Raw genomic sequence first — 12182 nt, forward strand, 5'->3', positions numbered from 1 at the left:
AGCTCGGCCAGGGTCCGGCCAACCCGGCCGCCGACGCGCTGATCCCGGCCGACAAGAAGCGCATCAACCCGGTCGATCCGGAAAACATGAAGAAGCAGATCCCGCTCGACATGGAGTGGTACGCCAAGAACTACGGCGCGGCGCTCGACGAATACACCAAGATCATCTCGGCTTGACCGGGCGGAGATGCTGAACTGACATGAGGGGCACCCTCTCCGACAGGACGGGCGCGGCGCTGTTGATGGCGCCGCTGCTCCTGTTCCTCGTCCTTGCCTATGCCTGGCCTTTCCTCGGCGTGGTGAAGTGGAGCTTCACCCTGCCGACGCCCGGGCTCGGCCAATATGGCGCGCTGGTCAGTGATCCGCTGGTGCAGTCGGTATTCGTCCGCACGTTGCGCATCGCGGCGATCGTCACCATCGTTTCCGTCACCGCCGCCTATGCGATCACGGTCGTCTGGGTGCGCGGCAGCCCGGTGCAGCGCGTGCTTGCGGAATTCTGCATCCTGGTGCCGTTCTGGATCTCGGTGCTGACGCGCGCCTTCGGCTGGGTGGCGCTGTTGTCCAACCGCGGCCTCGTCAACACCTGGCTGCAATCGATCGGCTTCATCTCCGAGCCGCTGACGCTCGTGCGCAACGAGTTCGGCGTCATCGTCGGCATGTCGCATTTCCTCATCCCCTTCGCGGTGTTTCCGCTGGCTTCGGCCATGCGCAGCCTCGACGAGCGCGTGCTGCTCGCGGCGCGCGGGCTTGGCTCCAGCCGCATGCGCACCTTCTGGACGGTGTTCGTGCCGATGACGCGCTCGGGCATCATCGGCTCGGCGATGATCACCTTCGTCTTTTCTCTGGGCTTCTTCGTCACGCCGGCGATCCTCGGCGGCGGCCGCAGCGTGATGATCGCCGAACTCATCTATCTTCGCATCTTCCAGAGCCCGGACTGGGGCCTGGGCGCGGCGATAAGCGTCGTGCTGGTGGTGTTCGTCGGCGCGCTGATGGCGCTTTTGTTCCGCTACGTCAAACCGAAGCAATTGGTGTAGGGCGATGCCGACCTACCGCCCTGGCCCCGTCTCGCTCATCCTCGCCGTCCTGGTGGCGCTGTTTCTGCTTATGCCGTTGCTCGCCGTCATCCCGGTGTCGCTGACGCCGAGCCGCATGTTGACCATGCCGACCGGCGAACTGTCGCTGCGCCACTACCGTTCGCTGATCGAGGATCCGCGCTGGCTCGAGTCCATCCTGCTCTCGATCCGCATCGGTGTGGTCAGCAGCGCGCTTTCCACGGTGCTCGCGCTCACCTTCAGCCTCGGCGTGTGGATGTTCCAGCCGCGCTTCACCGCCGCCCTGGTCGGCTTCGTCCTTTTGCCTATGGTGGTGCCGCCGGTGGTCTCGGCGGTGACCCTGTATTTCCTGCTCACCTCGGTCTCCGGCATCTCATCCTCCTTCGGTTACGACACCTGGCTGGGTGTCGCGATGGCGCATTCGGTGATGACGGTGCCCTTCGCCACCGTTCTGATCCTGGTCTCGCTCAGCCAGCTCGATCGGCGCATCGACCTCGCCGCACGAGGCCTGGGCGCCAGTGTGTGGGAGCGCGCGACGCGCATCATCATGCCCAACATCAAGTTCGGCATCGTCACCGCGGCGCTCCTCTCCTTCGTGCTCTCCTGGGAAGAGATCGGCGTGACGCTGTTCATCACCTCGGTGAACGCCATTACGCTGCCGCGCCTGATGTGGATGGGCCTGCGCGACAACATCGATCCGGCGATCGCAGCCCTTTCGGTGATCCTGATCATTATCACCGTGCTGGTGCTCGCCGTGCGCAGCGTGATTACGCGCCGGCGAGCCGCACCATAAAACCGCGACTTTGCACCAAAACGAAAGAGGCCCGCCGGGAGCGACGAGCCTCTGACGGTGCCAAAGTGGAAGTCTGGCCCGTGGTGATCCGGGGGTGTGGATCGCGTAAAAGTCTAGCCACCCGAAGTCCGGCGCGCGATTTACAAATCCGTAAACCTCGGCGTGCCGGGAGCGGGCGGCGGCGGCAGAAAAGCCTATAATATCATCGGCTTGTGAGCATCCGCGACCGCGCCGGGGCAGCATCCTTCAATCAAAAGTGATGGGAAGAGCGCGAGAAGTCGAGCCCGATCGGCGACGACGGCCAGCCCGTGACGACATGACAAAATCCGGCCGCTACCGGTTTCCCGGCAGCATTCTGGCCAGGATCGCGTCCCGGCTGATGAAGTGACAAAGCGCGGCCAGGGCATGTATGCCGGCCGACGTGTTGCCATCCTGTTTGGAGGGCGCGCCGCGCAGGCGAAGGCTGCTCGCCCTCGCCTGCGTCGGAGCCGTTCAGGCGGCCTGCGGCGGCCGCATTCTTTCGACAAGAGCCTGCCGGGCCGGGCCGGCGAGCGGCCTGTCCATCGTCAGCAGCCCGTCGAGCAGAACGAGGAGCTCACGCGCTGCGGACGACTTGCAGGAATAATAGACCATCTGGCGGTCGCGGCGGGTGTCGACCAGGCCAAACCTGCGCAGTTTGGCCAGATGCTGGGAGAGTGCGGACTGGCTGAGTTCGACCTTGTCGGCGAGCGCGCCGACAGACAATTCGCCCTCGGCCAGGTAGTTCATGATGAGCAAACGCTTCTCGTTGCCCATTACCGCAAGAAAGGCTGCCGCGCTTTCTGCGTTGGCGGTAAGTTTCTTGGTCACCATCGGTTTCCCCATGTTCATGCTCTTCCGAGGCCACGGGGGCAATGGCTTCGGAATTCCAGAGCATTTGATGGGCCTGCTCCGACACGCAGTCGGAACCTGCCCTGCTTCTTTGTTCGACCAATACCCTCCGTAACCCGGTTGCCACCACGTCGGGATCTTGGTCTCGGACAGCCTGCGCCGCGTTGTTGCGCGACGCAAGTTGGCGCAGACTCGGAATAATTCCGCGCCGCTAATGAGTATCAGCGCTTCGTCCTTTCAGCAAGATAGCGAAGCTGGCCCAGTCTCCGGCATGCCTTCGAGCAGACAACGAGACGAAACCTGGCCGGCCCGGCGCCGCGAAAGACGCACGTTGTCGCCGTTTCCTTGAGGACTCACCCCGTTTCCGAACCCGTGCTAATGTTTAGCCGGGGAGCAAGGGGGACATGAGCTGGAGGAAGAAGCCCGTGTCCAACATGTCGCGAAACACATTCACGCCCGCCGAGACGGCGCTGTTGGGGCGTGTCTTCGAGAGCGGCCGCATCGATGGAGAAACCGAAGAGCAGAAGGAGGCGCGCGCCTCCCGCATCATCGCCAATTACATGGCCGGCATCACCGATGAGACGGAACTCATCGAACTGTCCCGCAAGCCGCTCGGAAGATAGCCGGCAGCCACGCCCGTTACCGGCGCGCTGCTCACATCCTGTTGAAATATCGGGATGAAACTTGCCGCGCGGTGGCGCGTTTATCATCCGCTCACAACGCATTAGGGGTTTCGCGATGATCCAGGGATGGTTTTCCAGGCCGGTCGAAGTCGCCGTCGGCGTGGCAGGCTCGATCCGACACATTTCCAACGCCCAGCAGGCTGTGGAGCTGCTGACGGGCCAATGGCGCGACGCCGGCAGCGCGCAGCATGACGCGGCGCTGCGCGCCTGCCGCCGGGCAATGAGCGGCGACGTTCCGGCCGACAATGCCAGGGAAGTCTTCATCAGCGCAGCGCGCGAAGCGCATGTGCTGGTCGAATAGTGCCAAGGCGGCATCCTGTCTTCTGTAGAAGAGCGACACGACGCGCGAATTGACCGGACGCTTCCGCGCCGGCCGGAACCGCTGCCTGACGCGTTCATCCGCCTTTCGGCTCCGATCTCGCCGCGGGCGACAGCGCGGCCAGTGACGTTGTCACATGTTTTTTGCGCGGCGCGCCGGCGCAATGAATCCGCTGCGTGAGCCAACTCCGGCCGGCCCATCGCTAATCTCTAAAATTCTCCGGAACATTATCGGCAGTGTTTGGTTAATGCGCGGGGTCCGCCGATCGGCCCGCATCCCGACAGGCGCCTGCCGGCGCCGTTGCTTATCAAAAGACCAACATACGAACGGAGCATGTGATGAACGACGTCTGGTTTTCCGAGCCGGTCGTGATCGATTTCGAACCAAGCGGACATCGCAAGGTCTCAAGCTGCTTCGAGGCAGTCGAATGCCTCGACCTGCGCTGGCCAAGGCGGGCGCGCGACCGCGCCTGGCGGTCGGCAAGCCGCGTCTGCCGCGACGCGCTCGACGGCTTGAGAAGTCCTACCGAAGCCCGCAAAACCCTGCGCAAGGCAGCGAAGGCCGCCGGCCTGCTGGCCTGAAGCGTGTCGCGATCCCGTGCGGAAAAATCCGCCACCCGGATCGTCTCGAATTACCGCTAAGGACTTGCTCCCGGCGGCCCGTAAGCCAGAAACTTCGGAACATTGCAGCCGCCGACCTGTTACTTCTCCGTAGTCTCCTGACTACACGGGTTCCAGACCCAAGCCGAGCCCGTTCCGGCTTCCCATCGCCGGGGCGGGCTTGATTTTGTGCGGTATCGGTTGCGGCATCCCAGCGAGTGAGGGGCAGCGACCGACGCATACTTTTCAGCACGCCCTTGCGGACATCCTGACGGGGATACATGAAAACGCCGGCCGCTGGACTTTCGGGGCGCCTGTTGTTCAGGCGGTACCATTTCAACGAGCCGGCCGCCGGCGCTCAATGCGAAGCGAGAGGCATGGTGAACGGGCGGCTAATATCCACAGGAAGCGGCCGATTTGGAAAGAAGATCAGCCAAACCCGCCGAGCACCTCCGGGAATTGTACGGCCATCGCGCCCTCTTCCGCTTGCCTTGCGTAGATCTGGTGCATTTTCCCCGCGTCGTAACGCGCGCGGCGGCGATGCACGTCGTTACCGAAGAGACCACCGACGGCATCGAAGCGCCGGAGGAAGCGTTTCGTTATCCCGCGCTCGAACGGCAGCCGCTGCCGGAAGGGCTTATTCCAAGGCGTATCCTCTGCCAGATCGCGCCAGATCTTGAGGGCTTCAAGCTCGACTCCAATCTGGCTGCCCCAAGGCTTGCCGCCCGCGAAATGCCGTGCATAGGCCTGAGAAAACCGATAATCCCGGGCGCCGTTCGACATCAGATTCCAGTTCGGGTGCATCGTCTGCCATTTGCCCTCGAAGGCGACATTGAGCGCGTTCTGGTCGTTCATTTGTCCGTCAACGGCGAGCTTTCGGGCCTGCTTCAACAGGTCTTCCTCTCGCACCGGCCGCATGTTGAAGACGATAATGCCGGCATTGAAATAGGGCGCGCCCGGTTGCATCGACATCTCGTCTCGGTAACCCGGGCGGAAGTACATGTAGTCGTCGTGGGCCGCTAGGAGGTGCGCGTGGATAGGCTGGTCCACCAGATCGGCAATGTCGCGGTTGAACAGAACGTCGCAGTCGATATGTGCGATGCGATCGTATACCGCGAATTCGCTGAACCGGTCGGCGAACAGGCGGATGAAAGTGGCGACGCTCCCCGGGCGAAAACGGTAGCCCGAGTCAGCCATGAAGTTCGTCACGTCCACGATCCGGACACGGTCTTTCAGCAACCGATACGCAATGCCGACATCGTCCTGATTTGCCCCGAGATGCATGATGAAACCAGGTGTCGTTTTGCGCGAAACGTCGAGAATTCTGCGCGCTGCTAGGCATGCATACGGAAAGTACTTGGCATCTGCCGCCAGAAAAAAACACGAATTGGTCATTTGAACCGTTTGTGAGCCTATTTAGCCCTAGTGCCTGTCACAAAATGCTTCTCGATGAAAGTTTCGATGGGACCAGTGAGGGCGCCCGCCTCTCTTTTTATTTTATCGTCCTCCCACTCCCACCACCGGATTGCCAGCAGCTTCGAGATGACGTCTTGCGAAAAGCGATATCTGATTAGCCGGGCCGGAGACCCGCCTACGATCGCATAGGTCGGCACGGTCCTAGTGACCACCGCCCCGGCGCCTACCACCGCGCCATCGCCGACCTCAACTCCTGGTAAAATTATGGCGCCGTGGCCGATCCAGACGTCGTTGCCGATCGTGATGCCGCCTGGTTTGCCGCCATTTCCGATCGGCTCCGGTTGGTTCAGTATCCGGCTGTGGATTGGAAATGAGGTGGCGCTGCCGGTCGAATGCTGACCGGAGCACATGAAAAGCACGTCACCCGCGATCGAGCAGAAGGCCCCTACTTGCAAAGGTGATTCCTTCGATGGGAACAGAACCTTTCGCCACGTCACGCCGTAAGTGTGGCGGCCGATAGCAACATTCTCCGGAAGTTTAGAGCGGGCATCCCGCAACCATTTGGAAAAGATAGACATATGCAGAGCTCCCCGCAGCCCTTCTGCGATTTAGCAGTAAATGAGCCAGCCATAGCTCTCGTGATTCTCAGCCTGAGATCACCCCCAGCCCAAGTCTATATTGTTAATCCCGTCTCTACTGATGCGGTCGCGAAGCACGGCGATCCGATTGGCCAAATCCAGCGAAAGCCTTTCGTGCGTCTCCACCAGAACATGACCGATGGACCGATAGATGCCGTTATCGAGCATGGACTCGATGCATTCCGCTTCCGCACCCTCAATGTCCATCTTAATAACGGCAATCGGTTCCTCGATCCCTCTCAGAAACTGCACGAGATCGATCACTTCGACTTCAACGGCGGGGCCGTTCGCGTGCTCGGGCACCTCGAACAGAGATGACCACTCGGTCATCCGGACATTTTTCGTGTCGGGCCTCTGATTAAGGATTGCCGTCCTCGCGGAGCCGCCTACCGCGTTTGGAATGATCGTTACCCGCTCGTCATTGCCGAACCGGCCCTTCAAGATCTTGAGAGCCCTAGGGTCCGGCTCAAAGGCGATTACCTTCATGCCATAGCTGAGAGCGTGCCGGGTAACGTCGCCTACATTGGCCCCGAGGTCGATGAAAAGGCCATGGCGCGGAAGGGATTTCATCAGCTGATGAAAGTCGAACTCAGCCTGCCTCTTCGGACGCGGCGGACGATGCCATCTGCGATACAGATGCCAGCGCAATACAAATTCGAGATAACTTTCCTGTAACACTCTGAGTCCGTCTGCCCTTCGGCGCGGATATACTGGGCACCGCGCGCGTCTTCAAGCATCCAAATTCCCCAAAGCGCCGTGTTTCCACTTGGATCAGATATTCAGGTCATCGGCGGGCGATCACCTCGGGAACGATCGCTTTCATGCCATCATCGAGCGTTCCGTGGGTGTCGAAGCAGGCGCTGAGCGCGAACTTGCCGCCGCTTCGGCCGCAAGTGGAACCGCGAAAAGGATTAAAAGTTGGAAATCGGTTCTTTTTCGAGTTGGAACCCTTAGCCGGGAAAGCGCTAAGTGATTGAAATTAATGGCGATCCCGGCAGGATTCGAACCTGCGACCATCGGCTTAGAAGGCCGGTGCTCTATCCAGCTGAGCTACGGGACCGCTGGCCGGCCGGAGCCGGCTGATGCGAGTACGCGGATCGATCTAAAAGGATGATCCGCTCCGATTTTGTTACGCAATTCCGGACGGAAAACCGCTGTGCACTTTTGCTCGGATTGCTCAATGGGTCCAGGGCGTCCTGCGGTCATAGCGGAAATTGTCCGAATAGGAAATCTGCCGGCGCTTCGGCTCCTTCGGCTCCTCGACACGATAGGCAATGCCCTGCTTCTCGGCATAGGCGACCGCCTCTTCTCTGGTATCGAAGGTGAGCCGCACCTGGCTCAGCATATCGCCGGACGAGGTGTAACCCATCAGCGGATCGATCTTCTTGCGCTGGGCTGGATCGAATTCCAGCACCCAGTGGCCGGTCTTGGCCTTGCCGGACTGCATCGCGGTTTTGGCTGGGCTGAAAATGCGCGCGGACATGGCCACCTCTTTGCCGCCCGAAGACCGGGCAATCATTTAGCGCGCGCCAAAAGGCCGAATGGAGCCTTAGGCCACGCGCCAGCCCGTCAATACTGTGCAACGGCGCCGGCGGCAAGGCCATACGCAGCCACGGCTTGGCCAGCGGAGGTCGGAACCTCGCGCCAGCCCGGACATTAACCGAAATGAGAGGCGACCAGCACAGCCGCTCCGACCAAAGGTCCAAGGTTGCGGGGCCTTCGTCCGCCTCGCGTCGCCATCCCCCTCAACAAGCCTGGACAGTCCGCCATGACCATGACAACCGAACATCCCGTCCTGCAGCTGGCCCTGCTTGTCGGCAGTCTGCGGGCCCAATCCTACAGCCGCAAGATCGCCAAGGCGCTGGCGGCCCGCGCACCGGATTCGTTGCGCTGCCGCTTCATCGAGATCGGCGAGCTGCCTTTGTATAATCAGGATCTCGACGGCGAGACGCCGCCTGCCGCCTGGTCGGCGTTCCGCGCCGCCATCGGGGAATGCGACGCGGTGCTGTTCGTCACGCCGGAATACAACCGTTCGATCCCGGGCTGCCTGAAGAACGCCCTCGACGTCGGCTCACGCCCCTCTGGCAAGAGCGTCTTCAAAGGCCTGCCCGCCGGCGTCGTCAGCGTCAGCCCAGGCAAGATCGGCGCCTTCGGTTCCAACCAGGCGCTCAGGCAGACCTTCGTCTTCCTCGACATGCCGGTGATGCAGCAGCCGGAGGCCTATATCGGAAATGTCGCCGAGCTGCTCGACGACAGCGGCGCGATTAAGAACAGCGACACGGCCGCCTTTCTGAAAGGTTTCATCGAGGCGCTGGAGACGTGGATCAGAACCGTGCGGCCGGGCGGCTCGTCCTTCGACGCCTTCATGAAGCACCGCGAGAAGATCGCCGAGGATTATGTCAACGGCAATGCTACATCGCTGAAGGCCATCGTGACGCATAGCGAGCCGGCCACCTTCTTTTCGCCGCGCGGCGACCATCTCGAAGGTGCCGATGCCGTTGCCGGCCGATACGAGCGCGACGCCGCCAGCTTCCACGAAGGCGGCAGCACCGACATCGAGGTGCTGCAGGCCTCCGCGAGCGGCGATCTCGCCTTCTGGACCGGGCTGCAGCATGCGAGGGCGCGCATGGGCAAGAACGGACACCCGGCCGAGATGACCTTGCGGGTGACGGAAGTGTTCCGGCTGGAGGACGGCGCCTTCAAGCTGGTGCATCGCCACGCCGACCCCGCCAACGGGTAATCTCCCTATCCGCGACACAATGCCGGGCTCTTTGCAACCACGGCCTATTCCCATTGCCTCGTCAGCGGCATATGTCGGATACATGGCCGTGGCACGTGAGAGCCATGACGACGATAAAGACAAGAATGGGCATGGAAGCGGAAATCTCGTCGGATTGGACCGGCGAGCCGGCGATCCTCGAAGGCGCGATCGTGATCGGCGCCGGCGCGGCCGGATTGGCGGCGGCCTACGCCCTGATCGAGGCCGGGATCGCCACCGAGATCCTCGAGCGCGAGGGGCGGCTGGCCGAGCCCTGGCACCACCGCCATGAGAACCTGCATCTCAACACGCATCGCGACCTCTCAACGCTGCCCGGCGTTTCATTTCCGCAAGGCACGCCCGCCTTTCCGCACCGCAGCGCGGTGATCCGCCTGTTCAACGACTTCGCCCAGACGCACCGGCTGCCGATCGCCTTCGGCGTCGTCGTCGAGGAAATCGATTTCCGCGGCGATCACTGGCTGCTGAAGACCAGCACGGGACCGCGAGCGGCGCGCCACGTGGTGATCGCCACCGGGCGCGACCGACAACCCTTTATCCCGGCCTGGAAAGGCATGAAGGATTTTTCGGGCAAGATCGTCCATTCGGCGCATTTCGGCCGGGCGAGCGACTATGCTGGGACAAAAGTGCTGGTGGTCGGCGCCGGCAATTCCGGCTTCGACGCGCTCAACCATCTTTCCGGGGTCGAGACCGGGCAGATGTGGCTCTCGGCGCGCAACGGGCCGTCGCTGCTGCCCAAGCGCATCGGCAAGATCGCCGTGCATCGTTTCTCGCCCGTCATGGCGAGACTGCCTGCCCGGCTCGCCGATGCGGTGATGGCGGCGACGCAGCGGCTGGTCTTCGGCGATCTCGGGAAGTACGGCCTGCCCCCCGCCCCATCCGGAGGCGCCAGCCGCCTCGGCTCGGACTATACGGCGATCGCCGCCGATGACGGTGCGGTCGACGCGATCAAGGCCGGCCGCATCATCGTCGTGCCGCAGGTCAAGGAATTCAGGCACGACGGCGTCGTTCTCGAAAGCGGCCAGTCGATCGCGCCTGACATCGTCATTGCCGCCACCGGCTACCGCACCGGGCTGGAGGCGATGGTGGGCAGGCTCGGCGTGCTCGATGCCAAGGGAGTGCCGCTGTTCAACGGCCCGGCGAACGACCCGAAACTGCCCGGCCTCTGGTTCACCGGCATGCGGCCGAGCATTCGCGGCTGCTTCGCCAATGCGCGCATCCAGGGCGCGGCGATCGCCGGCAGGATTGCCAAGCAAAGGCGCTGAGGCGCTAGTCTGCGCGCGAGGCTTCCGTTTTGGGCCGGCCCCGGAAGCTTTAAATGCCGCGAGCGTCGGAGTGCAGCGCAGCCTGGTAGCGCACCTTGATTTGGGACCGCCGGGGCTTAGGCGAATTGCCATTTGGCTAAAGCCGCTAGACGGGCGCCGCTCGCGGCTCGTCGGCGACACCAGCCGCCGCGCAAGGCGACAAGTCCTATTGCGAAACCGCGCAAAGCGCATATTGTCGAGCGTGGTCGGGGATCGTACCCGGCGGTCGAAGAGGCGATCGACGCGGTGCTGCGTTAGGCGATTGGGTCAAGGACTCGATGCAGCAAGGGGCTATGAGTGTTACGGCCACAGGGCGCGGCCAGCGTGAGCAAGCCGACGGCGATATTGCCCGCGAGCAAACCGTCCTCTTTCGCCTCACCGACCGACTTTACCGCGCCCATGGCCTCGTCGAGATCTACGATGCGGCCCTGGATGCCATATGCGACGCCCTCGGTTCGTCGCGCGCCTCGATCCTGAAATTTGACAATCACGGCGTCATGAGCTTCGTCGCGTGGCGCTCACTGTCTGAAGAATACCGCAAGGCTGTCAACGGCCACACGCCGTGGACAAGCGATCAGCGCGACGCCAAGCCCATCTTTGTCGAGGATATTCGGTTCAGCGGTGAATCTCAGCAACTCATCGAAACGGTCCTCGGCGAAGGCATCGAAGCGCTGGCCTTTATCCCGCTTGCCAGCTCCCGCGAGCTCATCGGCAAGTTCATGGTCTACTACCCAGCACCCCATAGCTTCACCGATCGTGAACGCGAACTTGCGTTGACCATTGCCCGCCAGCTCGGGTTTGCGATCGAACGGGACCAGGCGGAAACCACTGCAGCGCGGCTAAGCGCGCTTGTCGAATCCTCAGATGACGCGATCATCGCGACGGATCCGGACGGCATCGTCACGGACTGGAACCGTGGCGCCGAGCGTCTCTACGGCTACCCCCGCGCGGAAATTATCGGTCGTTCGCTCATGTTGCTGATACCGCCCGATCGCCAGAACGAGGACCGGGAGATTCTGGCGCGCATCCGAGATGGAGAGCATGTCGAGCATTTCGAGACCGTTCGCCTGCGCAACGACGGCAGTATCGTTCCCATCTCTTTGACCGTTTCCCCCATCGCGGACGCGTCGGGCACAATTGTCGGTGCTTCCAAGATCGCCCGCGGCATCTCCGAGCGGCTGCGCTCACAAGAGCAGCGGGAGATACTGCTCCGCGAGATGGACCACCGGGTGAAGAACCTCTTCGCCATCGCAAGCTCGATCATCAAGTTGAGCGCCTCGACCGCCGAAACGCCGGCGGCGCTCGCCTCGATCGTGTCTGACCGCCTCGGTGCCTTGGCGCGGGCGCATGCGCTGACGATGCTCACGTCGGATGGCCGCTCTGCTCAGGTCTCCGCGAGCCTGCATACATTGGTGAACGCGATCCTCGCGCCATACCGCCATGTGGCCAATGAGCATCCCCGCTTCGCGATCACCGGCATCGATATCCCCGTGCCTGCGGCAATGATCACGCCGCTTTCCCTCCTGCTGCACGAATTCGCCACCAACGCTGCCAAACATGGCAGCCTCTCGGCGGCCGCCGACTCAATAGAGATCGCTTGCGCCAATCGGGACGGCAAGGTGATTATTCAATGGCGAGAGGTTGGAGGACCACCTCCCGTCGCAACCGAAGAAGAAGGTTTCGGGAGCCGCCTGGTCCGCGTCGCCGCGAGCCAGTTGGGCCGAGTCGAGCGA

12 protein-coding genes, 1 tRNA gene and 2 pseudogenes are annotated in these 12182 nt (G+C 62.4%); 9 read left to right on the top strand and 6 right to left on the bottom strand.

All coding sequences use genetic code 11. From position 1 onward, the window contains the following. The 3 genes and pseudogenes from EOA60_RS39820 to EOA60_RS04675 all read left to right on the top strand — a co-directional run. Positions 1–176 (top strand): annotated as a pseudogene (locus EOA60_RS39820) (ABC transporter substrate-binding protein); the annotation flags it as partial. Between the two features lie 23 nt (positions 177–199). Beyond that, positions 200–1033, top strand: coding sequence for an ABC transporter permease (locus tag EOA60_RS04670; protein ID WP_066999251.1), 834 nt, complete (start codon positions 200–202; stop codon positions 1031–1033). Positions 1034–1037: 4 nt separating this feature from the next. Beyond that, positions 1038–1844: an ABC transporter permease gene (locus tag EOA60_RS04675; protein ID WP_095826400.1), complete on the top strand. Its 807-nt coding sequence runs from the start codon at positions 1038–1040 to the stop codon at positions 1842–1844. Positions 1845–2336: 492 nt separating this feature from the next. Here EOA60_RS04675 and EOA60_RS04680 read toward each other — a convergent pair whose 3' ends face one another. Continuing rightward, positions 2337–2696: a metalloregulator ArsR/SmtB family transcription factor gene (locus EOA60_RS04680; RefSeq protein ID WP_066999308.1), complete on the bottom strand. Its 360-nt coding sequence runs from the start codon at positions 2694–2696 to the stop codon at positions 2337–2339. 422 nt (positions 2697–3118) lie between these two features. On the opposite strand from EOA60_RS04680, the gene EOA60_RS04685 reads away from it, so the two are divergent. The 3 genes from EOA60_RS04685 (at position 3119) to EOA60_RS04695 (ending at position 4297) form a co-directional block, all read left to right on the top strand. Further along, positions 3119–3337, top strand: coding sequence for a hypothetical protein (locus EOA60_RS04685; RefSeq protein WP_245299680.1), 219 nt, complete (start codon positions 3119–3121; stop codon positions 3335–3337). 115 nt (positions 3338–3452) lie between these two features. After that, positions 3453–3698 carry a DUF982 domain-containing protein gene (locus tag EOA60_RS04690; RefSeq protein WP_095826401.1) on the top strand — a complete coding sequence of 82 codons (246 nt, stop codon included), beginning with the start codon at positions 3453–3455 and terminating at the stop codon, positions 3696–3698. A 356-nt stretch (positions 3699–4054) separates the two neighbouring features. Further along, entirely contained in the window at positions 4055–4297 is a 243-nt protein-coding gene (locus EOA60_RS04695; protein WP_066999301.1) for a DUF982 domain-containing protein, read from the top strand. 447 nt (positions 4298–4744) lie between these two features. On the opposite strand, the gene EOA60_RS04700 is transcribed toward EOA60_RS04695, so the two are convergent. The 5 genes and pseudogenes from EOA60_RS04700 to EOA60_RS04720 form a co-directional block, all read right to left on the bottom strand. After that, positions 4745–5710: a glycosyltransferase gene (locus EOA60_RS04700; protein WP_127334991.1), complete on the bottom strand. Its 966-nt coding sequence runs from the start codon at positions 5708–5710 to the stop codon at positions 4745–4747. Positions 5711–5805: 95 nt separating this feature from the next. Continuing rightward, a pseudogene (locus EOA60_RS39825) lies at positions 5806–6057 on the bottom strand (DapH/DapD/GlmU-related protein); the annotation flags it as partial. Positions 6058–6387: 330 nt separating this feature from the next. After that, positions 6388–7017, bottom strand: coding sequence for an FkbM family methyltransferase (locus EOA60_RS04710; protein WP_128311098.1), 630 nt, complete (start codon positions 7015–7017; stop codon positions 6388–6390). 335 nt (positions 7018–7352) lie between these two features. Then, a tRNA-Arg gene (locus EOA60_RS04715) sits at positions 7353–7429 on the bottom strand. A gap of 117 nt (positions 7430–7546) precedes the next feature. Further along, on the bottom strand, positions 7547–7852 hold the full coding sequence (locus EOA60_RS04720; protein WP_066999298.1) for an ETC complex I subunit: 306 nt from the start codon (positions 7850–7852) through the stop codon (positions 7547–7549). Between the two features lie 285 nt (positions 7853–8137). On the opposite strand from EOA60_RS04720, the gene EOA60_RS39610 reads away from it, so the two are divergent. The 3 genes from EOA60_RS39610 to EOA60_RS04735 form a co-directional block, all read left to right on the top strand. After that, on the top strand, positions 8138–9109 hold the full coding sequence (locus tag EOA60_RS39610) for an NAD(P)H-dependent oxidoreductase (RefSeq protein ID WP_127334989.1): 972 nt from the start codon (positions 8138–8140) through the stop codon (positions 9107–9109). Between the two features lie 131 nt (positions 9110–9240). Beyond that, positions 9241–10410 carry an NAD(P)/FAD-dependent oxidoreductase gene (locus tag EOA60_RS04730; protein WP_095826405.1) on the top strand — a complete coding sequence of 390 codons (1170 nt, stop codon included), beginning with the start codon at positions 9241–9243 and terminating at the stop codon, positions 10408–10410. Between the two features lie 332 nt (positions 10411–10742). After that, on the top strand, positions 10743–12182 hold a 1440-nt coding region (locus EOA60_RS04735), incomplete at its 3' end, for a PAS domain S-box protein (RefSeq protein WP_164899184.1).

This window comes from Mesorhizobium sp. M1A.F.Ca.IN.020.06.1.1 (assembly GCF_004023265.1).
GTDB lineage: Bacteria > Pseudomonadota > Alphaproteobacteria > Rhizobiales > Rhizobiaceae > Mesorhizobium.

What these genes read in the sequence shown, in the direction of transcription:
- EOA60_RS04675 (WP_095826400.1), top strand. Translation starts at nt 1,038, where the DNA reads ATGCCGACCTACCGCCCTGGCCCCGTCTCGCTCATCCTCGCCGTCCTG.
- EOA60_RS04720 (WP_066999298.1), bottom strand. Translation starts at nt 7,852, where the DNA reads ATGTCCGCGCGCATTTTCAGCCCAGCCAAAACCGCGATGCAGTCCGGC.
- EOA60_RS39610 (WP_127334989.1), top strand. Translation starts at nt 8,138, where the DNA reads ATGACCATGACAACCGAACATCCCGTCCTGCAGCTGGCCCTGCTTGTC.
- EOA60_RS04680 (WP_066999308.1), bottom strand. Translation starts at nt 2,696, where the DNA reads ATGGTGACCAAGAAACTTACCGCCAACGCAGAAAGCGCGGCAGCCTTT.
- EOA60_RS04730 (WP_095826405.1), top strand. Translation starts at nt 9,241, where the DNA reads ATGGAAGCGGAAATCTCGTCGGATTGGACCGGCGAGCCGGCGATCCTC.
- EOA60_RS04670 (WP_066999251.1), top strand. Translation starts at nt 200, where the DNA reads ATGAGGGGCACCCTCTCCGACAGGACGGGCGCGGCGCTGTTGATGGCG.
- EOA60_RS04700 (WP_127334991.1), bottom strand. Translation starts at nt 5,710, where the DNA reads ATGACCAATTCGTGTTTTTTTCTGGCGGCAGATGCCAAGTACTTTCCG.
- EOA60_RS04695 (WP_066999301.1), top strand. Translation starts at nt 4,055, where the DNA reads ATGAACGACGTCTGGTTTTCCGAGCCGGTCGTGATCGATTTCGAACCA.
- EOA60_RS04690 (WP_095826401.1), top strand. Translation starts at nt 3,453, where the DNA reads ATGATCCAGGGATGGTTTTCCAGGCCGGTCGAAGTCGCCGTCGGCGTG.
- EOA60_RS04685 (WP_245299680.1), top strand. Translation starts at nt 3,119, where the DNA reads ATGAGCTGGAGGAAGAAGCCCGTGTCCAACATGTCGCGAAACACATTC.